Source organism: Campylobacter aviculae (assembly GCF_005406215.1).
GTDB lineage: Bacteria > Campylobacterota > Campylobacteria > Campylobacterales > Campylobacteraceae > Campylobacter_D > Campylobacter_D aviculae.
On sequence record NZ_NXMA01000001.1, the window covers coordinates 42,795 to 66,573 of the forward strand.

Consider the following 23,779-nt stretch of genomic DNA (forward strand, 5'->3'; position numbering starts at 1 on the left):
TTTTAGGACTTTTATATTCATATACTTTATTTTAAAGTTATAATTTATGCAAAATCTAATAATTTAACTTCAGAAAGAATCAAAAATTGTTCATATAAATTTGGCTTAAAAATTGGAGGATATTTAGCTTTAGTTAAAAAGCTTTATAAAATTAAAATAATAAGATAAAAATAAAAAATTAATTTATCAAAAACAATTAAAGTTTTTTTAATCTTAATTAAAAAACTATCCCGATTATCAAGAAGCTTGAAGATAGTAGCTTTTTAAAATATTAAATAAAGCTTTGGAAAAATTAAAGGGTTTGTAGGCTTTATTTATCATCTTAAAAACAATCATGCGAAGATAAAAACTATTTTTGTAGATTATCTACTATTTTTAACTTATTAAAAGTCAAATTAGTAACGAAAGAATTCTATAAGTATAAATTCTTATAGTAACTAATAAAATTAATTTGCGTAATTTGAAATTTAGAAAAAGATTAAATTGTAATAATTAACAAATGGATCGTGAAGAGATTGATTGTATAAAATTTGGATAATTTTTATCCAGCTAAAAAGATGATCAAGATATGTTTTTGCACATATTGCTTATATTTTTTAATATTTTATTCTTTAGAGTTAAAAAATATTAAAAAAAATATAAACAATATAATAATTCAGACAATACTAATAAAAACCATTTATCTTAGTTAATAAAAAATTATTATCCAAATATAATTACTTCTTGGAGATATTGCCAAGAATTTAAAAAGACGCTCAAGGATTTGGATAGTTAAGTTTTGCTTATTTTTTTAAATAAATCTATCCATTCTTTGCTTAACATTTTTTTAGGTTTTATAACAGCATTTTCTTTTCCATTGACGGCGTGATAAACACTTACTCCATACTTATTTGCATAAAATTTCATTAAAAGTTGCTGGAGTTTATATTCGCTAGAATAATTAAACCAAGCATTGTTGCTTATAGCTATAATTATATGGGAATTTTGGTAATTTTGTTCTTTAGTTGCTTCATAACAAATGGCATTGGTAATAATTTGATTATTGAGTTTATATTTGCTTTGCAAAGGACCCTTAGAAAACTCTTGAGTATTGGGTAAAAAATATTTTTGAACTAAGTTTTTAAAAATCGGAATTTCTTCTCCAAATGGAACCAAATAATGTTTATTTAAGGTATAGACATTTCCTTCTTTAAAAATATAAGTGCTATTATAAACAAGGTTTTGATCTGTATTAAAAGCTCCTGTAATGATTGTGATTTTATAAGATAATTCTTTAAGTAAATTTTCATAAAGAGTATTTTTTAAATTAAAAGCAAAAGCCGTTTCCGGTAAAACAACAAGCTCTTTTTTTTCTTCAATAGCTTTGAGAATTTCTCGAATAAGATTATCCGAGTTTGTTTTTAAATTTTTTTGAAGAAATTTTTGTTCTTGTGAAATATCGGTATTTATAAGTTTATAAGTAAGGTTAAGGGTTTGTGCTTTTTTTTCTTCATATTGGCAACCTATGAAAAATAAAATTAAAACTATAGCAATTTTATAATATCTTGAAATATAACCTTCATAGATAAAATAAGCCATTAAAAATAAGCATATAATACCACGATAACTCGAATCAAAGAATCCATAAACAGTAAATATTCCCCAATTAAACCAGTCAAATCCAAATGGATGAATAAAACTTAAACAAAAAATTCCGCAAAGTCTTAAAAAATCAAATTTAAACAAATAACATAAACTAAATAATATTCCGTAGAATATACCTACCATAAGAACTATTATGGGTACTAAATAATTTAGGTTAAAATAAATTGAAGAAAGTCCTATCCACCAAAACCAAAGTATTCCTGTAAAAAATCCTACCAAAAAATATTCTTTTGCTTTTTTGCGTTTTAAAAGTAAAATTAAGCCCAAAATTGCCAAAAAAGGGCTAAGAGTTTGAGTAAAAATATTCTCAAAAAAAGATAAGTAGATACAATTTGAGAGTAAAATTGCAATACAAAAGACTTTTATTATTTTAAAAATGGTAGAATTAGTATTTAATTTTTTTGGAATAAAGGAAAAATATGGCAGAAAATTCAATTTTAACTTCATTGTTACCTCTTGTTGTTTTATTTGCAATTTTTTATTTTTTGGTAATAAGACCACAGCAAAAACAAGCAAAAGCACATAAAGAAATGCTTGATTCTTTACAAAAAGGTGATAAAATTATTACCAGTGGCGGACTCATTTGTGAAGTCATAAAACCAGAGGAAGATTTTATCAAAGTTAAGCTTAATGAAGACAATGTTAGTGCGAAAATTTCAAGAGAATTTGTAGCAAAGAAAATTGATGCATAGTTTTAAGATTACTTATCGATTGGTTGTTTTTATAGTAGTATTTGTTTTTGGAGTGATTTTTTCACTCCCATCTTTTTTACAGTCTGAATATGGTGCTAAAATCAATTTAGGTCTCGATTTACAGGGCGGGCTTTATATGCTTTTAGGTGTTGATAATGAAGAGGCTGTAAAATCAAAAATTAAGTCTGTTGCTTCGTCTTTAAATTATTCTTTTGAAAAGGAAAACATCTTAAATGATGGTTTGAGTACTTATGGTGATAAATTAGAATTTACTTTATTAGATAATGCAGATATACCTAAAGTCGAAAAATTACTTAAAGAAATTAATGGGCTTAAAATACAAAATGAAAATATGCACTATCAAATCTCTTTTACCGATCAAGAAGTAAAAAATATAGAAAATTTTGCACTTTTGCAAGCTGTTGAAACCATAAGGAATCGTTTAGATCAATTCGGACTTGCTGAACCAACTGTGGCAAAACAGGGTGAGGATAAAATTTTAGTTGAACTTGCAGGAATTAAAACAAAAGCAGATGAGTTAAGAGCTAAAGAGCGAATTACAAAAGCTGCACATTTGCAGCTTATGGAAGTAGATGATTCTAAAATGGGAAAGGCTTCCACTATGAGTGATGCTGAAGCAGCAAGCTATGGTCTTATTTTGGTACCTGATTCTAGAAATCCTAATTTAAAATATACACTCAAAAGTATTCCTATATTAGATGGTTCCATGCTAACAGATGCTAGAGTAGGGTTAAGTGATAAAAGTAATTATCCAGTGATTAATTTTACTTTAAATTCTGAAGGATCTAAAAAATTTGCAGACTATACAGGATCAAACGTTGGAAAACGTTTAGCTATCGTGCTTGATAATAAAGTTTATTCTGCTCCATCTATTAATGAGAGAATAGGTGGAGGAAGTGGTCAAATCAGTGGTGCATTCACTCAAGAAGAAGCACGAGATGTGGCTGTAGCTTTAAGAAGCGGTGCTTTGTTGGCACCCGTTAAGCTTTTAGAGCAAAGAAGTATTGGACCATCTTTAGGAGCTGATAGTATTAGAATGAGCATGATCGCACTTACAGGAGCTTCAATATTTATTATTGTATTTATGATATTTTATTACGGTATGGCTGGAATTTTTGCTAATATTGCTATGATTGTTAATATTTTAGTTGTTGTTGCCATAATGGCAATGTTTGGAGCAACTTTAACCTTGCCGGGTATGGCAGGACTTGTTTTAACTGTAGGTATGGCTGTGGATGCTAATGTTATTATTAATGAACGTATTCGAGAGCTTTTAAGAGATGGAGTTAAAATAAAAACAAGCATAGAGCAAGGCTATAAAAATGCTATGAGCGCCATTGTAGATTCTAATATTACTTCTTTGGTTACTTCAGTGGTTCTTTATGTTTATGGAACAGGATCGGTTAAAGGCTTTGCCGTAACTTTAGGTATAGGTATAGTTGTTTCTATGATTACTGCTATTTTAGGAACTCATGGGATGTTTGATTGTTTTATGCATCGAATTGAAAAAAGCAATAATACTAGATTTTGGTTTGGATATAGGAGAAAATAATGCAGTTTTTTAGCGAGAAAAAAATTTATGATTTTATGAGAATGCGTTTTGCTGCAATTTCGCTTTCTTTTTTTCTATTTTTCGGATCTATTTATTTGCTTTGGGATAGAGGTTTGCAATATGGTATTGATTTTAGTGGAGGAACTTTAATTCAGCTTAAATATGAACAAGTTGCACCTATACCTAAGATCCGAGAAATTTTGGAGCAAAAAGGTAAATTTCAAAATTTATCTGTAACTGAATTTGGAAGCAAAAATGAGGTAACCATACGTTTTTTAGGAAGTAGCGATAATTTAGGTAATGATATCGGTGCTTACATCAGTATGCTTTTAAAAGATACGGGAAAATTCGAAGTACGTAGAGCTGATGTGGTGGGTCCAAAAGTAGGAGATGAACTTAGAAGTAAGGGGATTACAGCCGTTGTTATATCTTTAATTGCTATATTAATCTATATAGCTGTGCGTTTTGAATGGCGTTTTGCTATGGCGGCAATCATCAGCGAAATTCATGATGTGGTTATTACTTTGGGAGCGATTTCTCTTTTTAAAATTGATGTTAATTTGGATACTTTAGCTGCAGTTTTAACTGTGCTAGGATATTCTCTTAATGATACCATTATCATTTTTGACAGAATTAGAGAAGGTATTAAAACTAGCAAAAAGACAGAACTTGCGCCTATTATCAATGAAAGTGTTTCAGCAACCCTTTCAAGAACAATTTTAACCTCAGGGCTTACTTTGGCTACTGTAGTCATACTTTATTTTTTTGGCGGAGAAATGATACAAGGATTTTCTTTGGCACTTATAGTAGGTATTGTGGCAGGAACCTTAAGTTCTATTTTTGTAGCAAGTCCAACTTTGCTTTGGTTTAAATTCAGTGTTCTTGATTTTAGAAATAAAGAGCTTGAAAAACTCAAAAGAAAACAAGACAAAGAAAAAAATCGTGCCATGTATGAAAAAGGAATAGTTTAAGGAGAATATTGATGGCTTATGAAGCAAAGAATATAGAAAAAAAATGGCAAGAAATTTGGGATAAAAACGATTATTTTGAGCCAAAAAATGATTTTTCTTTACCTAAAAAATATATTTTATCAATGTTTCCTTATCCAAGTGGGCGTATCCATATGGGACATGTTAGAAATTATAGCATAGGGGATGCTATATCAAGATATTACCGAAAGATAGGTTATAATGTTTTGCATCCCATAGGTTTTGATAGTTTTGGTATGCCTGCTGAAAATGCTGCGATTAAGCACAAGGTGCATCCAAAATCTTGGACTTATGAAAATATAGCTTATATGAAAAATGAACTTTTTTCTTTAGGTTTTTCTTTTTCAAAAAAAAGAATTTTAGCTACTTCTGATCCGCTTTATACAAAATTTGAACAAGAATTTTTTATTAAAATGTATGAAAAAGGCTTGATTTACACCAAAGAGGCTAATGTTAATTGGTGCGAGCAAGATCAAACGGTCTTGGCAAATGAGCAAGTAGAAGATGGAAAGTGTTGGCGCTGTGGGCATGAAGTTGTCCAAAAAAAGATGCCAGGATATTATGTAAAAATCACAGCTTATGCGGATGAGCTTTTAAAAGAACTTGAGAATTTAAAAGGTAAGTGGCCAAATCAAGTATTAACCATGCAAGAAAACTGGATAGGAAAAAGCGAGGGTCTTGAATTTAAGCTTATATTAGATGAAAAAAGCCAAGAAAAAAGCCAAGAAAATCATATAAGTGTTTTTACCACGCGCGCTGATACGATATATGGGGTAAGTTATATTGCTTTATCAGTTGATCATAAAATTGTCCAGAATCTTATCAATCATTCTTATTTAGAATCTAAGGTAATTGAAAAAATCAAACAAATTCAAAACCAAACTCCAAGAGAAAGGCAAAGTGCTGATAAAGAGGGCTATTTTTTAGATATCTATGTTTTACATCCTTTAACAAAGGAAAAAATTCCTGTATGGGTGGCTAATTTTGTTTTGTCTGATTATGGAAGTGGTGCGGTTATGGCTGTTCCTGCGCACGATGAAAGAGATTTTGAATTTGCAAATAAATACAATCTCGTGATTAAAAAAGTAATTGAATGCGAATCTAAACTTCCATATACACAAAAATCAGGAAAACTCATAGAGAGTAGTGAATTTAGTGGAATTGAGTGTGATATCGCAAGAGATAAAATTATCACTTATTTTGAAAATAAAAAAATAGGAAAAAGAACCATTAATTTTAAAATTCGAGATTGGGGAGTTTCGCGTCAAAGGTATTGGGGTGCTCCTATTCCTATGATCAAATGTGAAAAATGTGGCATAGTTCCACAAAAAATAGAAAACCTTCCTATTATCTTACCTGAAGATATAGAGATCACTGGAGAAGGAAATCCTTTAGAAAAGCACCCAACTTGGAAAGAATGCACTTGTCCAAAATGTGGTCTTAAAGCCTGCAAAGAAACAGATACTTTGGATACTTTTTTTGAAAGTTCTTGGTATTTTGCACGTTTTGCAAGTGATGAAAAAACTTGGCAAGAAAAAGCATTAGATGATCCAAGCATGAAATATTGGATGAATGTTGATCAATATATTGGTGGCATTGAGCATGCGATTTTACATTTACTTTATGCAAGATTTTTTCAAAAAGCTTTAAGAGATTTAGGATATTTAACTGATAATGAGCCTTTTGATAGACTTTTAACTCAAGGTATGGTTTTAAAGGATGGGGCTAAGATGTCAAAATCTAAAGGCAATGTTGTAGATCCTGATGATATTATTAAAAAATATGGAGCCGATACAGCAAGATTGTTTATTTTATTTGCTGCACCACCTGCGAAAGAGTTAGAATGGAACGATGATGCACTTGAGGGTGCTTATAGATTTATTTGCAGACTTTATGATAGGGCACAAAATGTTAAAAAAGGAAAGCCTTTAGAGCTTAAGCAAGAAAATTTAAATAAAGAAGAAAAATATGCGAGATTAAAAGTATATGAAGCTTTGAAAAAATCCGAAGAAGTATATATTCAAACCTTTGCATTTAACACTTTGATTGCATCTTGTATGGAAGCTTTAAACGCGCTTTCAATCTGCAAGAATGAAGCCTTAGAGCAAGAAGCTTTTTACATTATCTTAAACATTTTAGAGCCTATTATTCCTCATGTATGTTTTGAATTGAGCGAACAACTTTTTGGATGTGAAAATTTTAAAATTTTAAAACTTAAAGAAGAAGTCTTTGTAAAAGATACGCTAAATTTAGCCGTAAGTATCAATGGAAAAAAACGTGCAGAAATAGAAATTTCAAGTTCTGCCAATAAGGACGAAATTTTAAAAATGGCTAAAGAAAGTGTTTTTAAATGGATTCAAGATAAAAATATAGTTAAAGAAATTTATATCGAAGGAAAATTGGTTAATTTGGTGATCAAATGAAGAAAGTTTTTATTAGTTTTATAGTGCTGTTTTTTTCGGCTTGTGGTTATGTTCCAACTTCAAAAATAGCTGATAATATCTTTGATGAGAAGGTTTATGTTAACGTGGAACTAAATCTTCAAGATCCTAGAAATAGTATTTTTGTGGCAGATACTCTTAAAGAAATAATTATTTCAAAACTTGGACGCAAACTTGCTTTAAAACATGAAGCAGATGATACAATTAATGTCAGAATGAGTAGCCTCGATTTTATTCCCTTAGTTTATGATAAAAATGGTTATGTTGTAAGCTATAAGGCTAAATTAAATTTAGAATTTTATGTAGTGTTTAAAGATGGCTCTAGCGAGCGTTTTAATACAAGTGGTAGTTATAATTTTGATATTTCACCCAATAGTATTATAAGTGATTCTGCGCGTTATGATGCTATTCGTGCAGCTTCAAATGAGGCTTTTGATGAATTTATTTCAGTAATAGCTATTAAAGGGCATAAGCGTGTTACCCAATATTAATGAGATAGCAAAAAAAACTTTGATTGCTCTTCAGGAGAGAAAGCTTCGTCCCACTCCTGAAAACTATACTGAAGTATTTGAAGAATTTGCCCAAAAATACAAACTTACAACTTCCAATAAAGCAAAATTAGATAAATATAAAGCATTGCTTTTGCTAAACTATCAGCAAGAGCTTAATTCAAAATCTGTCCGTACTATTGAAGAATTAGTAAGTTTTTTAATTTCTATACTCAATAGGCAAAGCGGAAAGCAATTTAGCGAATTTTTTGATTTTCTATCCACTCTGTGTAAAGCTTTACAGGTAAGTAAAGATAAAAAAATCAGGGATTTGGCTAAAATTACTTCTATACGAATTTCTAAAACTATGGATAGTGAAAGTATTTATTTGCTTGCCAAAAAATGGAAAGAATTTGAAAAAAAATATGAAGAAAATGATTTAGATAGCGAAATTAGAAAATATGGTGTTGGAAGATATGATGATTTTGATATAATTATTAAAAAACTCTTAAATAAACTTAATGAAAGAAGTTTGGAATATTTTTGCGAGCTTCTATCTTCTTGTTTAAACCCTTCTTTAGTTGAGGATTTAAAAATTCAAAGTTTTTCACAAAATTTAATTCAGCAGCCTTTTATGATAACTGAAGATATATTTAAAGAAGAACTTTTAAATATTGTCAGTCGTAGAATTATGGTTGATAATATGTATATTCAAAAAAATCTAAATTTTTTTAACGAGAATTTAAAAAAAATCTATGAACTTTTCGCATTGCTTGGTAAAACCAATCAAAAAAATATGGATTTTTTCAATACTTTAGTTCCAGACGAGAAAGGTGAAGTTAAAATTAGTTTTGAATTTTTAAAGAAAAGGCTTGAGCAGCTTAATGAAAAAATTAATTCTTTAAATACTCAGATCGAATTCACTCAGAATTTAGAAGAAAGAGAAGCTTGGACAGTTGTTAAAGAGCTCGATAAATTGGATGAAAATTTCAATAAATATAAAGTTAATTATTCATTGGCATTATTTTCTATTCAAAATTATCGTTTTATTATGGAAAAATATGGATTGGGTAGTCTAAATGAAATTTTTGTTCGTTTTAAAAAAATTTTAAAAGATAGTTGTGCTGAACTTGACGAACTTTGGATGATTGATGAAAAAAGCTATTTGATAATTTCTCCTGGTAAAAGTAAAGAAGAAGTTGCACAGCTTGTAAAAGAAAATTTAAATACTATTGAAAACTTTCGTTTTATCTATAAACAAGACGTGATAACTCCAAAGATCAATACAGCTTATTTGGACAAACAAAGCGATCCGGACGCAAATATTTTAGAAAAACTGATTGGTCAAATTGAAGATTTAAATAAGGCAAATAATATAAACGAAGATGAGCAACAAGATCAGTGATTTTCTCTCAAAAAAAAGTGTTTGCTATGATAAAATAGATCGCTTTTTAATGTTTAGGATGTATGAAAAGTACAAAGATAGACTTTTAGCTAAACCTGTAATCCAAATCATTGGAACTAATGGTAAAGGAAGTACAGGACGTTTTTTAGTTCAGCTTTTAGAAAGTATAGGTTATAGTGTTGGACATTACACCAGTCCTCATATATTTGAATTTAAAGAGCGTTTTTATAAGAACAAAGATATTCTTAGCGATAAGGAACTAGAGTTAGGGCATGAAGAATTGGAAAAAATTTTTCAAAAAGATTTAAATAAATTAAGTTATTTTGAATATGCCACTTTTCTTGCAATAATACTTTTTAGAGAATGTGATTATGTGATTTTTGAAGCAGGATTGGGCGGAGAATATGATGCTACTTCTGTTTTTGAAAAAAAAATGAGTATTTTTACAAAAATAGGATTTGACCATATGCAAATTTTAGGGAATTCTTTAGAGCAAATTGCAAGAACAAAACTTAAAGCTATGTCTAAAAAGGCTTTAATTTCATCTGATCAAGATAAAGTAGTACTAGATCTAGCAAAAAAAATTGCATTTTTAAAGAAAACTGATTTAAAAATTTCTTGGAAATTAGAAAGTGAAGAATTAAAATATGCTGAAAATTATGTTCAAAAATATCAATTGTCTAATTATTTAAAACATAATTTTTATCTTGCTTTAAATGCATTTGAATTGTTGATTTCTAAAGAAAAATTAAAGTCAGCTTTATTAAAATTAGAAAGATTAAACTTAAAAGGACGTTGTGAGCAATTGACACCTAATTTGTATATTGATGTAGGGCATAATACAATGGCGGCAGTTGCTTTACGTGATCAATTTATAGGCGAAAAATTGATTTTAGTGTATAATTCTTATCAAGATAAAGATATTTTTGAAATTTTAAAAACATTAAAGCCTATTATTGATACAATTAAAATATATAAATATGTTAGCATGGAAAGAAAATTGGCTGATGATGAAATTTACAAAATAGCAAATATTTTGGGGATTAGGTGCGAAGAATTTATTTCTTTGGAAAAGCAAAAGAAAACTTTAGTTTTTGGATCTTTTGCGTTGGTAGAAAATTTTTTAAAGGAATGGAGTGATAAAAAATAAATTTACAATCACCATTACAGATATTAATGGTTCTAAACATTTTTATTTAAATCAAATTATTAAAAAAATTTTTATTTATATTATTAGTTTTGTACTTTTATTTTTAATTTTTAGTGGTTTTTATATCCAATATCTTGATTCTAAAATTACCGATGTAAGCAAAAAGAGAGAAGAGCTTTTGAAAAAGAGTAAAGAATTGGAATTGTCTAATATCCAAATGCAAAAAAAAGTTGAAGAAAAAGCAAAAGAATATGCAGCAATTGAAGATAAAATAGCTTCCTTTGAAGAAGCATTAGGTTTAGAAGCTGAAAATAATCTTACGATCACGGATAGGCTTGAAAATCTTAAACTCACCAATGAGCAACAAGTTGAAATTTTAAAACAAATTCCAAATGGATGGCCTATAGAAAATAAAGGTATTACGGGAAATTTTGGTTGGAGAGAACATCCTCTTTTAAAAAGAAAGGAATTTCATCCAGGTATTGACTTAAGGGCTGAAATGGGTACACCTGTTCGTGCTTCAGCTAGTGGAGTTGTAGAATTTGCAGGTTATAGTGATAACGGATATGGTTATAATGTCATTTTACTTCATAATTTTGGTTTTAAAACCGTGTTTGCTCATATGATGCGAAAAGATGTGGTTAAGGCAGGACAATTTGTAACCAAGGGACAATTGATAGGATATAGTGGAAATACAGGTCTTTCGACAGGGCCGCATTTACATTATGAGGTGAGATTTATTAATAAAACTCTAGAGCCATTGTATTTTTTAAATTTACAAAGAAAAAATATGAATCATTTTTTTAATCAAGAAAGGAGAGTTCCATGGCAATCTTTAGTAAAGGCAGTAACAGCACAGCACCTAGCTCAAACTCAGAAACAACAGTAATTTCTTCGGGTGCTAGAATAGAAGGTAAATTTTATTTCGCATCTATGCTTCATGTAGATGGGGAGCTTAATGGAGTTATACATTCTGAAAGTATAGTTGTGATTGGAAAAAATGGAAATTTAAAAGGAGAGCTTAAAGCTGATAAAATAGTTGTAAATGGCTATTTTGAAGGTGAATTAGAAGCTAATAGTTTAGAAATTTTAACCGGCGGTATGGTTAATGGGGATATTAATATCAAAGAACTAGCCATAGAAAATGGTGGTCGTTTTAATGGGGTAAGTAAAATCAGACAGGATGATCCTGTAAGATTGATAGAGAATGCACCAGAAGAATAATGCAAGCAAGTTTTTTTGAATACTTGCAAGGTTCTAATGTAGCACAATTAATACTTTGCGAAGATGATAAAGAGGCTTTTTTATTATCCCAAGTTTCTATTTTTAAAGGCTTAAAAACCTTTGTTTTACCTGATTTTAGAGCCGAATTTGGAGATGATTTAAGAGCATTTTCCAAAGAGCTTTTTGAGCTTTGTAAGGTTTTAAATGCCTATCATAAAGAAAATAATGGTAAAATTTTAATCTCTCCATTATCCACTATTTTAAAGAAACTTCCTTCTAAAAACCATCTAAAAAATTACGTTATATCTAAAAAAGATACATTTAATATCGGTGGATTTTGCGATGAGCTTGTAAAGTTGGGCTATGAATTTGTTGATATGGTGCAAGATAAAGGAGAAGTAAGCATTAGAGGAGAAATAATTGATATATTTTGTATCAACGAAGAGCTTCCAACTAGAATTTTGCTTTTTAATGAAGAAATAGAAAGTATTAGAAAATTTGATCTTATAACACAAAAATCTATACCGATTGAATACGAGAATTTAGAAATTTGCCCTTTTTTAACTCATTTTTCTAATCAAAATTATGAAAATTTTAAAAATACCTTAGAAAATTTTAAAAGCAATGCTTTAATTAATGATATTAATTCTTTGGGCTTTTGGTGTATAGATGATTTTTGTGATTACTTGGAGCTTGATTTTGTTAGCATTAAAAAATTTGATGAAAAAGAATGGCAAAAAGATTTGTCTAAAATTAACACTAAAATTATTCCTGAGGCAAATCAATATAGGGATTTAAGAAGTTTTTATAATAAAGATTTTTTTGATTTTCACCAAGATAAAAAAATCACAATACTAGCCAAAAATGAAGGTCTTTTTAAGGCTTTAGAACTTGATGAATCTAAAAATATATATTTTAAAAAAAGTGAGCTTGTTTTAAATCTAATTAGTAATAAAGAGCTTATTATTTCGCTCAATAAAAAAGAAAAGCAAAAACAAAAACGTAAAACAAATTTAATTATAGATGAATTAAAGCAGGGTGATTTTATCGTCCATGAAGATTACGGTGTGGGTAAATTTTTAGGTCTTGAGATGATTAGTGTGGCAGGTTCTAAAAAAGAATTTGTATCTATTGAATATCAAAATAGTGATAAACTTCTTTTACCTGTTGAAAATTTATATCTTATTGATAAATATTTAGGTGCAGGTGGTTCCATACCTCTTTTAGATCGTTTAGGCAAAACGACTTTTATTAAATTAAAAGAGAAATTAAAAATTAAGCTTTTAGCCATTGCCTCACAGATTGTTGCTATGGCAGCAAAAAGAGCTTTGATTCAACCAAAGACAATTAAAGTTGATTACGCAGATCAAGCATATTTCGTTTCAAAAGCAGGATTTTCTTATACAGAAGATCAGGTTAAAGTGTGTGAAGAAATATTGCAAGATTTTCAAAGCGGTAAAGTCATGGATAGGCTTTTAAGTGGAGATGTAGGCTTTGGAAAAACCGAAGTCGCTATGAATGCCATTTACCCTGTGGTTAAAAGTGGTTTTTGTGTTTTTTTCTTTGCACCTACAACACTTTTATCCCATCAGCATTTTAAAACTTTAAAAAAACGTTTTGAAAATTTTGAAATTCCTGTTTTTAAACTCGATCGTTTTACAAATTCTAAAGAGAAAAAAGTGCTTTTAGAATATTTACAACGAGAAAAACCTTGTGTGGTTGTCGGCACTCACGCACTTTTAAATTTAGAATGTAAAAATTTAGCCCTTGTGGTTATAGATGAGGAGCACAAATTTGGAGTGAAACAAAAAGAAAAATTAAAAGAATTAACCCAAAATTCACACCTTTTATCTATGTCAGCCACTCCTATTCCAAGAAGTTTAAACCAAGCATTAAGCTCTATAAAATCTTATAGTGTTTTACAAACTCCGCCAGAAGATAGAATGGATGTTAGAACTTTTGTTAAAGAGAGTGATGACGCTCTTTTAAAAGAAGCTATAGCTAGAGAATTAAGACGAGCGGGTCAAATTTTTTATATCCATAATCACATAGCAAGTATCGAGCAGTGTAAAAAACATTTGCTTGAGCTTTTTAAGGATTTGAAAATTTTGATTTTACATTCTAAGATTGATGCAAAAGTACAAGAAGAAGAAATGCTTAAATTTGAAAATAAAGAATATGATTTGCTTTTAAGCACTTCTATAATTGAAAGTGGAATTGATCTAGCTAATGTAAATACTATTATTGTAGAAAAAAGTGATCGTTTTGGAATGGCTGATTTACATCAACTGCGTGGAAGGGTTGGGAGAAGCGACAAGCAAGGATATTGTTATTTTTTGGTTGAAAATAAAGATGAAATTACGCAAGATGCCTTAAAGCGTTTGGTTTCTTTAGAGAGCAATTCTTTTTTGGGAGCAGGATCCATTTTGGCTTATCATGATCTTGAAATCAGAGGCGGTGGAAATTTATTAGGAATCGACCAAAGTGGACATATAGAGCAAATAGGACTTAGTTTGTATTTGAAAATGCTAGAAGATGAGCTTCATTCTTTAACCAAAAAAGAAAGTTTTGAAGAGAAAAAGATCGATTTAAAATTAAATATCAATGCTTTTTTAAATTCGGAATTGATTTCTGAAGATCGCCTAAGGCTTGAACTTTATCGTCGTTTAAGCAAGTGTCAAAAAGTCAATGAAATTTATGAAATCGAGGGTGAAATCGAGGATCGTTTTGGAAAACTTGATGTTTATACGAAGCAATTTTTATCTTTAATGATGATCAAAATTTTAGCTTTAGGTAAATTTAAAATAATCAGCAATTTTGAACAAAATATCCAATTTGTAAATTTTAATGACGAGAAAGAATTGATCAAAGCAAGAAGTAAAGATGATGATGATATTATTGAGACTATTTTAACATATTTAAGAAAAATGGATGAAAAACAAAATATCTCAAAGGATATTAGATGAATGGAGCAGAAATTTTTAAAAGATTATTGAGTTTAAATTTGAATTTTAAAGAATTTGATTGGCTTGAGAATCAAGGATTGAGTGATGTTGAGTTGTTGGTTTCAGTTATTTTAACACAAAATACAAATTGGAATAATGTCTTAAAAGCTTTAAATAATCTTAGAAATTCTCAAATCACTTCTTTAGATCAAATCAGTCAAATTGAAAATAATGAACTTGCATTGCTTATAAAGCCAAGTGGATTTTACAATACCAAAGCAAAGCGTTTAAAAGATTTAATTGAAGCGATTTTGAAAAAATACAATGATTTGGATAATTTTAAGGAAAATGTTTCTAGGGAATGGCTTTTAAAGATTAAAGGTTTAGGTTTTGAAAGTGTGGATAGCATTTTAAACTATCTTTGCAAAAGAGAAATTTTGGTTGTCGATAGTTACACTCATAGACTTGCTTTATTTTTAGGATATGAATTTGAAGATTATGAAGAATTAAGGGAATTTTTTCAGAGTGGTATAGAAAACGAACAAGAAGATTTATGCAAAATTTTAAACAAATCTTATGAGCTTTATGAGCTTTATCAGATTTTTCATGCTTTGATTGTTGCTTTTGGAAAACTCGCTTTTAAGGGTAAAAAATTAAGCCTTGAGGGTGAAAAATTAATTCAAATTTTAAAGGAGGGATGATGAGAGCAAAAGGGAGTGATTTGATTCCTATTTTAACAATAGCGGGAAGCGATTGTAGTGGTGGAGCTGGAATTCAAGCAGATCTAAAAACTTTTAGTGCTCACGAGCTTTTTGGCATGAGTGTGATTTTAAGTGTTGTGGCTGAAAATACTGCAAGGGTTATTTCAGTACATGACGTGCCAACTTCAAGTGTGGATGAGCAAATGTTAGCTGTTTTTGAAGATATAGTGCCAAAAGCAACTAAGATAGGAATGATAGGAAGTTGTGAGCTTATGAGCTGTGTTGCGAAAAATTTAGAACTTTATAAACCACAAAATTTGGTTATTGATCCTGTGATGTTTGCTAAAAATGGCTACGCTTTAATGCCTGAAGAAAATTGTGATTTTTTTAAAAAAACGATTGTTGCTTTTGCGGATTTACTCACTCCAAACATACCAGAAGCGGAATTTCTTTGTGGTTTTAAAATCAAAAATGAAGAAGAAATGATAGAGGCGGCAAAATATTTATGTACTTTGGGTGCTAAAGCCGTTTTACTTAAAGGTGGACATAGTGAAAATAATGCCAATGATATACTCTTTGATGGTAAAGAAATTCATGTTTTAAAAGGTGAGCGTATAGAGACTAAAAATACACATGGAACAGGATGCACTCTTTCTTCGGCTATTGCAAGTAATTTAGCCAAGGGTTATGATTTGTTAGAAGCAGTTAGTAGTGCAAAAGAATACGTTAAAAATGCGATTTATTATTCTTTAAATTTAGGAAAAGGTTGTGGGCCAACCAATCATTTTTATAGGTTTTTAAGTGAAAAATAATCTTGATTTAAAATTATATCTTGTTGCAAGCAGGGGAAAAAGAAGCGATGAGGTATTTTTAAATATACTTGAAAATGCTATTAAGGGTGGAGTTGGTATAATTCAATTGCGTGAAAAAGAACTAAATTCTCGTGAGTTTTATGAGCTAGGAAAAAAGGTGCAAAAACTTTGTAAAACTTATAAAATACCTTTTTTAATTAATGATAGAATCGACATAGCCTTAGCTTTAAATGCTGATGGCGTGCATTTGGGACAAGAAGATTTAGAAGTTAAGATCGCAAGAAAGCTTTTAGGAGAGGAAAAAATCATAGGTTTAAGTTTAAAAACCTTAGAACAACTTGATTTTATAGAAAGTGCTGATTATTTAGGTTGTGGTGCGATTAGGACAACGCCAACCAAAGAAAGCTCCCTTATAAGTTTAGAAACTTTAGAGCAAATTTGCAAAAAAAGTCCCATACCTGTAGTGGCTATAGGTGGGATTGATGAAGAGGTGATATCTGAATTAAAAGGTATTGATTTAAGCGGAGTGGCTGTTGTTAGAGCTATTATGGATGCTAGTGATCCTTGTTTAAGCGCAAAGAAACTTAAGGAAGCTTTTTGTGCCAATTTATCTTCTAAATAAAGCTCCTTTTGAAGGAGTGAAAAATCTCATTTTAAATGAGATTATTTTTTTTAATATTGATATCAATTTAAGTTTATATGATGCTTTAATTTGTACTTCAAAAAATGCCTTAATAGCTCTACAAGAAAACAAAATTCCTTTAAATTTGGATATAGAAATTTACACTATAGGTGAGAGCACAGCTTGTTTTGCCAAAAAATTAGGATTTAAAAATATCAAAATTGCTAAAAAATCTTATGGCAGTGAATTTTTTAAAGAATTTAAAGAAGAATTGAAAAATAAAAAATGTCTTTATTTAAGAGCAAAAATTATAGCTTCGACTTTAAATTCAGATTTGAAAAATAACGGTATTGATTTAGATGAAGTTATTGTTTATGAAAATATTTTTAAGCCAAGCAATGAAAAATTAATTCATCCTTCGATATTTATTTTTACCTCTGCTTTGAGTGTGGAGAATTTTTTTAAAAATTACAGCTTACATGAAGATGATATTGCTATAAGTATTGGAAAAAGCACAGCAAAAAAACTTTCAAATTTTAAAAATCTTTTTGTGTGCGAAAAACAAAGCATTGAAAATTGTGTCACTTTGGCTAAAGAATTATCCCTTAAAACAAATTTTTAAAAATCGATAAGCTAGAAAAATGCTTAAAAATTCAGCTACAACACAACTTATAAATATCCCATAAAAATTAAATAAGAAAGCAAAAATCAATAAGCAAATTATAGGTATGAAAAAACTTTGCATAAGGGAAAAAACAAAGATTCCTTAACTTTATTTGCAGCTAAAAGATAAGTCGCAACTAAAGAATTAAACCAAGCAATTTGAACAGATGAACCTATGGCTATTAAATCACTCAAAGTAAAAAGTATAAAGATAAAAGGCATTGATAAACCCATTGCCGCCAAAGATTTTGTGCCCAAAAATTGACCTACAAAAATACCATTTACGATAATATAAAGTGAAAAAAATCCGGAACTTATCATGTTTGGTAAAGTGTATTTAAAAATAATTTTGTAATTTTTGATTTAAACATAAGTATTCTTATAAAAACTAATCGAGTATTTTTTGAAAATAAGTTAAGAAGTTTATAAATCAAATGAGAGCAATTTGCATAAGAGGTATATGCCAAGCAAATGACCACTTGATTTTATATTTTATTATATCCTCCATTATGAGCGAAATTTCTTGCTCCTACAACAAATATTTTTACATCTCAATGTTGCAAATAAGGGTTTACCATGCTAGCACTTTTATCATTGCTAGCACTTTTATCATTACCCATTATAGGCTTACGTATATAGAGAACCATACCAACCATTGCTAATCACATCATAATCAGCTAATTTTGGAGAAGTATAAAGGTTCTCTAGCCTCATCTCCTGCATTATGCCTTTTAATTTTGGATATCATAAATTCATAGAGCTTTTTTTATTTTGTGTAATTATAAGTTCTTAAAAGAGGTAAACTAAATTATTTACATGAGGTATAGAAATACCTTGTATGCTTATATAAGTTTATAAACAGAAGTGTTCTCAAATTTAGTTCTCAACCTCATATCCTGTTTACAGGATTTGATGTTATAGGTCTTGTTACGTTTTATCAAGCCTAAAGCTAACTCCAAAATCTAATCTGGAATGATCAAAATCGTAACAAATCGTAACAAATCGTAGCTTATACTCATTTTAAATTTGAGTTTAGAATCAATTTTAGTTATTTTTAAATTTTCTGTAGTTAGAATTGATTTAACTCAAATATACGAAACGTTTACGAAATGTTTCGGATTAACACTAATACATACTCGAAGGAGGAGATGTCTTATGATTTCAGATTCAAGGTACTGCAGACTGAGCAGCTCTCGTTCTGATTTAATTATTAAAACCCATCCACATGCAGAGATTATCTGGTGGGGCTCTGCACTGAAACATTTTTCACCGGATGACTGTGATAGCTTGGAAAGACCGGTTGCGAATGCTCGTCTGGATATTGATACACCGCTGACACTGATGGCTGAAAATGGCCTGGGACTTTTTAGTTCTCCGGGCCTAGAAGGACACAGAAATGGACTAGATGCATATCCTGTCTTTCATACAGTTGATGTGGAACATACCGAAAATACTTTGAGACTTACCAGTGAAGATTCAGTAGCGGGTCTGCGTATGATCAGTGAGCTGATTATGACATCGTCTGGGGTTTTGAAAGTTCGTCATGCACTAACAAATCTTAGAGAGGATGACTGGTGGATAAATCGTTTCGCCATCACTTTACCGGTAGCTGAACGTGCACAAGAAGTCATGGCCTTTCACGGACGCTGGACTCGTGAGTTTCAGCCGCACAGGGTGCGTGTCACTCATGATGCTTTTGTGCTGGAAAATCGCAGAGGACGGACATCTCATGAGCATTTTCCAGCACTTATTGTCGGTACACCTGGCTTCTCAGAACAACAGGGGGAGGTATGGGCAGTGCATCTGGGGTGGAGTGGAAATCATCGCATGAGATGTGAGGCAAAAACTGATGGCAGACGTTATGTACAGGCAGAGGCTCTGTGGATGCCCGGTGAAAAGGCTCTTAAGAAGAATGAAACCCTGTACACACCTTGGTTATATGCCTGCCACTCTGCGAATGGTCTTAATGGAATGAGTCAGCAGTATCATCGTTTTTTGCGTGATGAAATTATCCATTTTCCTGATCAAAAAAACCGCCCCGTACATCTTAATACCTGGGAAGGTATTTTTTTCAATCATAATCCTGATTATATCATGCAGATGGCTGATCGTGCAGCATCGCTAGGTGTTGAGCGTTTCATTATTGATGATGGTTGGTTTAAAGGACGTAATGATGACCGTGCTGCTCTTGGTGATTGGTATATCGATGAGCAGAAATACCCAAATGGACTGATGCCGGTTATTAAGCATGTGAAATCTCTCGGTATGGAGTTTGGTATATGGGTTGAACCAGAAATGATTAACCCCGATTCCGATCTGTTTCGTCTTCATCCAGACTGGGTATTATCAATGCAAGGATATTGCCAGCCAACCGGAAGATATCAGTATGTTCTTAATCTAAATATTCCAGAGGCCTTTGATTATATTTATGAGCGTTTATCATGGTTATTAGGAGAACATCCGATTGATTATGTGAAATGGGACATGAATCGTGAGCTTGTGCAAGCAGGTCATGAAGGCCGTGCAGCAGCAGATGCACAGACCCGTCAGTTCTATAGATTGCTTGATCTTCTTCGTGAACGTTTTCCAAATGTTGAATTTGAGTCTTGTTCTTCCGGTGGTGGGCGTATTGATTTTGAAGTCCTCAAACGCACACACCGGTTTTGGGCATCTGATAATAATGATGCTCTGGAGCGTTGTACCATACAGCGTGGCATGAGTTATTTTTTCCCTCCGGAGGTGATGGGGGCTCATATTGGCCCTAGTCGTTGCCATACAACTTTCAGACAGCACAGTATCGCTTTTCGTGGTCTGACTGCATTGTTTGGTCATATGGGACTAGAGCTAGATCCGGTGGCTGCAGATGAGATGGAGTCTGATGGTTATCGTAGGTATGCCTTGCTCTATAAAGAATGGCGACAACTGATTCATACAGGTGTTTTCTGGCGCGTGGATATGCCAGATTCTTCAATACAGGTTCAAGGAGTAATCAGCCCTGATCAGTCTCAAGCACTTTTTATGATCAGTCAGCTTGCAATGCCGGATTACACCTTGCCCGGCATACTTCGTTTTCCTGGACTGATACCAGAAGTGCGTTATCGACTTCGGGTTGTTGATCATCCAGAAATTCAGGTGGTCGGTGAAGGTGGTCATACCATGCGCAAATTACCAGCCTGGATGAACCAGCCTTTAGAGGCTAGTGGTGAATGGCTAACACAGGGAGGAATTCAGCTGCCTATACTGGATCCTGAGAGTGCGATTTTGATAGCACTTGAAAGAGTGGATGGTAAGAATAATGAATTCTGCAAACATGTATAAAAATCCAGATTTCTGGATTTTTGGTCCGTTTTTCTTTATCTACTTTTTCATCATGGCAATCTATTTTCCATTTTTTCCTATATGGCTGTCCGATGTGATTGGACTGAGTAAAACAGAAACTGGTATAGTTTTTTCATGTATTTCGTTGTTTGGTATCTGTTTTCAACCATTGTTTGGATACATATCAGATCGCCTAGGACTTAAAAAAAATTTGATCCTTAGCATCAGCCTGTTATTGTTATTTTTCGCTCCATTTTTTTTATATGTGTTTGAGCCTCTGTTGAGCTTCAATATCTGGATAGGTGCACTGACTGGCGGTGTTTTTGTTGGTTTTGTGTTTTCTGCAGGTGCTGGAACTGTTGAGGCCTATATCGAGCGGGTCAGTCGTAGTAGTGGATTTGAATACGGTAAAGTGAGAATGTTTGGATGTGTGGGTTGGGGGATATCTGCGAGTATGACCGGAATACTTTTTAGTATCGATCCTTCTTTAGTTTTCTGGATAGGATCCGGGTTGGGTGCATTATTGCTTTTTCTGTTGTATCTGGCGAGCCGTACCAGTCAAACGGCAATGGTTATAAATGCACAGAGTACCAACTCTTCTCCGATTTCTGCTAGAATGGTTTTCAGTCTGTTTCGCATGCGTCGGATGTGGATGTTTATTTTATATGTGATTGGCGTTGCTTGTGTCTATGAAGTATTTGATCAGCAGTTTGCCACGTTTTTTCGTTCATTTTTTGACAATCCTCAAGCAGGAACAAGGGCATTTGGGTTTGTTACTACTGCAGGTGAGTTTTGTAATGCCATTGTTATGTTCTTTGTACCATGGATAATTAATCGCATTGGTGCCAAAAATGCCCTGCTTATTGCGGGGGCAATTATGACCATCCGCATTACCGGTTCTGCTTTTGCCACTACTGTTACAGAAGTTGTGATTCTTAAAATGCTTCACTGTCTTGAAGTTCCATTTTTGCTGATTGGAGTGTTCAAATATATTACGACAATATTTAACACCCGATTGTCAGCAACCGTTTATTTGGTCGGTTTTAACCTTTCTAAACTACTTGCTGCAATACCTCTTTCTACTCTTGCTGGTTACTTGTATGATCGTATGGGATTTCAGAATACGTATCTTGTGTTGGGAATGATTACTCTGATTGTTACCGCGATATCAGCTTTCACACTGAGTACTTTAAGGAAAGACTAATGTAGAGAATTTGAAAAGTTAAAATAAAGAGTTTGAGGTCTCCGCGGATTTCTTTTTACAATACTTTCAAACCCTTACTAGTCCAGATTATCAAAAAGTTTGATCTGTTTGGGTTTGTTTGCTTTTTCTTTTGATTGTTTTAATTTATCTATAATACATCTCATATTGATTCTTATGGTTTGAATTTTCTGTTCGTCGTTTTTAATTGAAATACTAGAATAGTCTTCTTAGCTTTGTATAAAAATTTTTGATTTGTGAAATTATCTTTAATTATCTATTTTGGTTTCTGATAATAACTATTTTTTTAGATCATTATATTACTATTTAATTCTCTTTTGAGTCATTAGGGTTAATTTTAAATTTAAATATTTTATCTTTATTTTCAGACATTAGAAATTATTTTAGTAACTATTCTTCTCTAAATTTTTCAGCACATAAAGGTAAATTTTATTTTTTAAGCCAAAAATTCTTTTTTGTGTGTAAAATAAAAGTCTTGTTGATTAAAATTTCATCATTAACCCCTTTTTGTGAATTTAATGCTACGCTAATGTGGGCAATTATAATTCCATCTTTACTTAAATTTGCATCTTGGTTTATAGATGTGAGTTTAAAATTTTGACACTGAGCGATAGGGTAATGATAAGTGATTTGAATTTTATCGTTTGGATTTGGATAATTTAAAGTGATAGAATTTAAACATTCTTTATTTTCTAATTTAGCTCTATATAATAAATATTTGACAAGTTTTTCATCAATAAGCATTTGAGCTTGTAGATAATAATATGTATCCCTTATAAGCCTTGGCGTGTAACTTAAAAGTGTGGTGTTTAAACTTAACCAAAATCCTAAATAAGAGATTAAAAGGATAAGGGTGATTAAAATATATGCTTTTTTCATAAAAATAATCTTTTTTCAAGGCAATATTCTTGAACTTGATCTTTTATACATATTTTTAACTTAGAATTTTGTATTTTGAAAAAACTTATATTTTCAGCTAAAATAGCACTTTGTTTCAATTCATCATTAAATTTTGGTTTGATTTCATAATAAATCTGATTGTTTTTAAATGCGAGATTTAACTCAGCACTTATAGGGATAAAGCTTCCTTTAAAAGAACTAGATAAATTGTTTTCTTGAGAAACGAAAATTTTTTGAATTTGATGATTAACTAAAGCATAAAGGATATTTTGCTCATCTTTATAAAGCGCTTTTCTATTTTGCAACTGAGTTTGCAAATCGCTTTTTGGAGAATATAAAGTGGTATTGTTTTCTAAAATCAAAGTAGAATTAAGCAAGTGTGCTTTTTTACCATCAAGAGTCAATAAGTCATCTTTTAGAAAACAACTTAGCGAATAATTATCTGTGTCTATATTGATACAGGATTGAAGTAATTTTTCTATCCTTAAAAGCGTTAAGTGAGTTTTGAGTATAAGATCGTTTGTTTTTAAATTTTGATGATTAAAATAGTAAATTTCCCATAAGGGTTTAGAAAGTATGCTTGCTATAAACCCTAGCAAGATAAGTACAATGATCAATTCAAAAAGACTAAAAGCTTTACTCATTAGAAAAATAAATATTATAATTTTGATCTTGAATATGAAGTCTTTTAAATTTAAATAATCCATCATCAAGATAATATTCTTTTATGTTTATAGGCTTTAAATGCTGATTATAAATGATGATATCTTTTTGGTTAGGATGAATATAAAGTTCATTTTGTAGCCCATATAGCTTTTCAAAAAGATTTAAATTTTTGTAATTTCTATCAAAATAATAGAACAATTTTGAAATGCCTATAAAAATAATACCTAAAATAATCATAGAAATAACCAATTCTAAAAGTGAAAAAGCATTTTTCAATATTTTTTACCTTAATTGTTGAAACATTTTTTATTAACTTTTCAAAAA

The 23,779-nt window shown here is 30.8% G+C and carries 21 protein-coding genes; 16 read left to right on the top strand and 5 right to left on the bottom strand.

All coding sequences use genetic code 11. From position 1 onward, the window contains the following. Positions 1 to 771: 771 nt before the first annotated feature. The gene (locus CQA76_RS00210) at positions 772 to 2,091 is read right to left on the bottom strand and encodes an apolipoprotein N-acyltransferase (RefSeq protein ID WP_137621446.1); all 1,320 of its coding nucleotides are present in this window, start codon (positions 2,089 to 2,091) and stop codon (positions 772 to 774) included. Between CQA76_RS00210 and yajC the strand changes: the two genes are divergently transcribed. From yajC to CQA76_RS00280, 14 genes are read left to right on the top strand one after another with little or no spacing between them, the layout of a single operon-like run. Continuing rightward, a complete protein-coding gene (gene yajC / locus CQA76_RS00215) occupies positions 2,064 to 2,336 on the top strand; it encodes a preprotein translocase subunit YajC (protein WP_137621447.1) in 273 nt (90 codons plus the stop codon). The two genes, CQA76_RS00210 and yajC, sit on opposite strands and share 28 nt — an antisense overlap. Beyond that, positions 2,329 to 3,909 (top strand): protein translocase subunit SecD, encoded by a 1,581-nt coding sequence (secD, locus tag CQA76_RS00220; protein WP_137621448.1) that lies wholly within the window; start codon positions 2,329 to 2,331, stop codon positions 3,907 to 3,909. Before yajC ends, secD begins: the two co-directional genes overlap by 8 nt. Next, complete coding sequence (gene secF, locus CQA76_RS00225) at positions 3,909 to 4,880, top strand: protein translocase subunit SecF (RefSeq protein ID WP_137621449.1); 972 nt, start codon at positions 3,909 to 3,911, stop codon at positions 4,878 to 4,880. Before secD ends, secF begins: the two co-directional genes overlap by 1 nt. Before the next feature lie 11 nt (positions 4,881 to 4,891). After that, positions 4,892 to 7,321 carry a leucine--tRNA ligase gene (gene leuS / locus CQA76_RS00230; RefSeq protein ID WP_137621450.1) on the top strand — a complete coding sequence of 810 codons (2,430 nt, stop codon included), beginning with the start codon at positions 4,892 to 4,894 and terminating at the stop codon, positions 7,319 to 7,321. Then, the gene (gene lptE / locus CQA76_RS00235) at positions 7,318 to 7,830 is read left to right on the top strand and encodes an LPS assembly lipoprotein LptE (RefSeq protein ID WP_137621451.1); all 513 of its coding nucleotides are present in this window, start codon (positions 7,318 to 7,320) and stop codon (positions 7,828 to 7,830) included. The genes leuS and lptE overlap by 4 nt, the downstream gene beginning before the upstream one ends. Then, positions 7,814 to 9,232, top strand: a complete 1,419-nt coding sequence (locus CQA76_RS00240) for a hypothetical protein (protein ID WP_137621452.1) — start codon at positions 7,814 to 7,816, stop codon at positions 9,230 to 9,232. Before lptE ends, CQA76_RS00240 begins: the two co-directional genes overlap by 17 nt. Further along, the gene (locus CQA76_RS00245; protein WP_137621453.1) at positions 9,213 to 10,382 is read left to right on the top strand and encodes a Mur ligase family protein; all 1,170 of its coding nucleotides are present in this window, start codon (positions 9,213 to 9,215) and stop codon (positions 10,380 to 10,382) included. The genes CQA76_RS00240 and CQA76_RS00245 overlap by 20 nt, the downstream gene beginning before the upstream one ends. Next, the gene (pgp4, locus tag CQA76_RS00250) at positions 10,369 to 11,271 is read left to right on the top strand and encodes a peptidoglycan metallopeptidase Pgp4 (protein ID WP_137621454.1); all 903 of its coding nucleotides are present in this window, start codon (positions 10,369 to 10,371) and stop codon (positions 11,269 to 11,271) included. The genes CQA76_RS00245 and pgp4 overlap by 14 nt, the downstream gene beginning before the upstream one ends. Beyond that, on the top strand, positions 11,208 to 11,606 hold the full coding sequence (locus CQA76_RS00255; RefSeq protein ID WP_137621455.1) for a bactofilin family protein: 399 nt from the start codon (positions 11,208 to 11,210) through the stop codon (positions 11,604 to 11,606). The genes pgp4 and CQA76_RS00255 overlap by 64 nt, the downstream gene beginning before the upstream one ends. Then, on the top strand, positions 11,606 to 14,572 hold the full coding sequence (locus tag CQA76_RS00260) for a DEAD/DEAH box helicase (protein WP_137621456.1): 2,967 nt from the start codon (positions 11,606 to 11,608) through the stop codon (positions 14,570 to 14,572). Before CQA76_RS00255 ends, CQA76_RS00260 begins: the two co-directional genes overlap by 1 nt. Then, the gene (locus CQA76_RS00265) at positions 14,569 to 15,252 is read left to right on the top strand and encodes a 3-methyladenine DNA glycosylase (RefSeq protein ID WP_137621457.1); all 684 of its coding nucleotides are present in this window, start codon (positions 14,569 to 14,571) and stop codon (positions 15,250 to 15,252) included. Before CQA76_RS00260 ends, CQA76_RS00265 begins: the two co-directional genes overlap by 4 nt. Next, positions 15,252 to 16,064, top strand: a complete 813-nt coding sequence (gene thiD, locus CQA76_RS00270) for a bifunctional hydroxymethylpyrimidine kinase/phosphomethylpyrimidine kinase (RefSeq protein WP_137621458.1) — start codon at positions 15,252 to 15,254, stop codon at positions 16,062 to 16,064. Before CQA76_RS00265 ends, thiD begins: the two co-directional genes overlap by 1 nt. Continuing rightward, entirely contained in the window at positions 16,054 to 16,686 is a 633-nt protein-coding gene (gene thiE / locus CQA76_RS00275) for a thiamine phosphate synthase (RefSeq protein WP_137621459.1), read from the top strand. Before thiD ends, thiE begins: the two co-directional genes overlap by 11 nt. Next, positions 16,664 to 17,308: a uroporphyrinogen-III synthase gene (locus CQA76_RS00280; protein ID WP_137621460.1), complete on the top strand. Its 645-nt coding sequence runs from the start codon at positions 16,664 to 16,666 to the stop codon at positions 17,306 to 17,308. Before thiE ends, CQA76_RS00280 begins: the two co-directional genes overlap by 23 nt. A gap of 98 nt (positions 17,309 to 17,406) precedes the next feature. Here the strand turns inward: CQA76_RS00280 and CQA76_RS00285 are convergent, their stop codons facing one another. Beyond that, positions 17,407 to 17,607: a hypothetical protein gene (locus CQA76_RS00285; RefSeq protein WP_137621461.1), complete on the bottom strand. Its 201-nt coding sequence runs from the start codon at positions 17,605 to 17,607 to the stop codon at positions 17,407 to 17,409. An 897-nt stretch (positions 17,608 to 18,504) separates the two neighbouring features. On the opposite strand from CQA76_RS00285, the gene CQA76_RS00290 reads away from it, so the two are divergent. Together CQA76_RS00290 and CQA76_RS00295 are read left to right on the top strand one after the other, a co-directional pair. Continuing rightward, complete coding sequence (locus CQA76_RS00290; protein ID WP_137621462.1) at positions 18,505 to 20,667, top strand: alpha-galactosidase; 2,163 nt, start codon at positions 18,505 to 18,507, stop codon at positions 20,665 to 20,667. Beyond that, positions 20,645 to 21,871 carry an MFS transporter gene (locus CQA76_RS00295; RefSeq protein WP_269747296.1) on the top strand — a complete coding sequence of 409 codons (1,227 nt, stop codon included), beginning with the start codon at positions 20,645 to 20,647 and terminating at the stop codon, positions 21,869 to 21,871. The genes CQA76_RS00290 and CQA76_RS00295 overlap by 23 nt, the downstream gene beginning before the upstream one ends. Positions 21,872 to 22,318: 447 nt before the next feature. Here CQA76_RS00295 and CQA76_RS00300 read toward each other — a convergent pair whose 3' ends face one another. From CQA76_RS00300 to CQA76_RS00310, 3 genes are read right to left on the bottom strand one after another with little or no spacing between them, the layout of a single operon-like run. Next, complete coding sequence (locus CQA76_RS00300; RefSeq protein WP_137621463.1) at positions 22,319 to 22,768, bottom strand: hypothetical protein; 450 nt, start codon at positions 22,766 to 22,768, stop codon at positions 22,319 to 22,321. Next, positions 22,765 to 23,433: a hypothetical protein gene (locus CQA76_RS00305; protein WP_137621464.1), complete on the bottom strand. Its 669-nt coding sequence runs from the start codon at positions 23,431 to 23,433 to the stop codon at positions 22,765 to 22,767. The genes CQA76_RS00300 and CQA76_RS00305 overlap by 4 nt, the downstream gene beginning before the upstream one ends. Then, complete coding sequence (locus CQA76_RS00310; RefSeq protein ID WP_137621465.1) at positions 23,426 to 23,731, bottom strand: prepilin-type N-terminal cleavage/methylation domain-containing protein; 306 nt, start codon at positions 23,729 to 23,731, stop codon at positions 23,426 to 23,428. Before CQA76_RS00310 ends, CQA76_RS00305 begins: the two co-directional genes overlap by 8 nt. Positions 23,732 to 23,779: the final 48 nt, after the last annotated feature.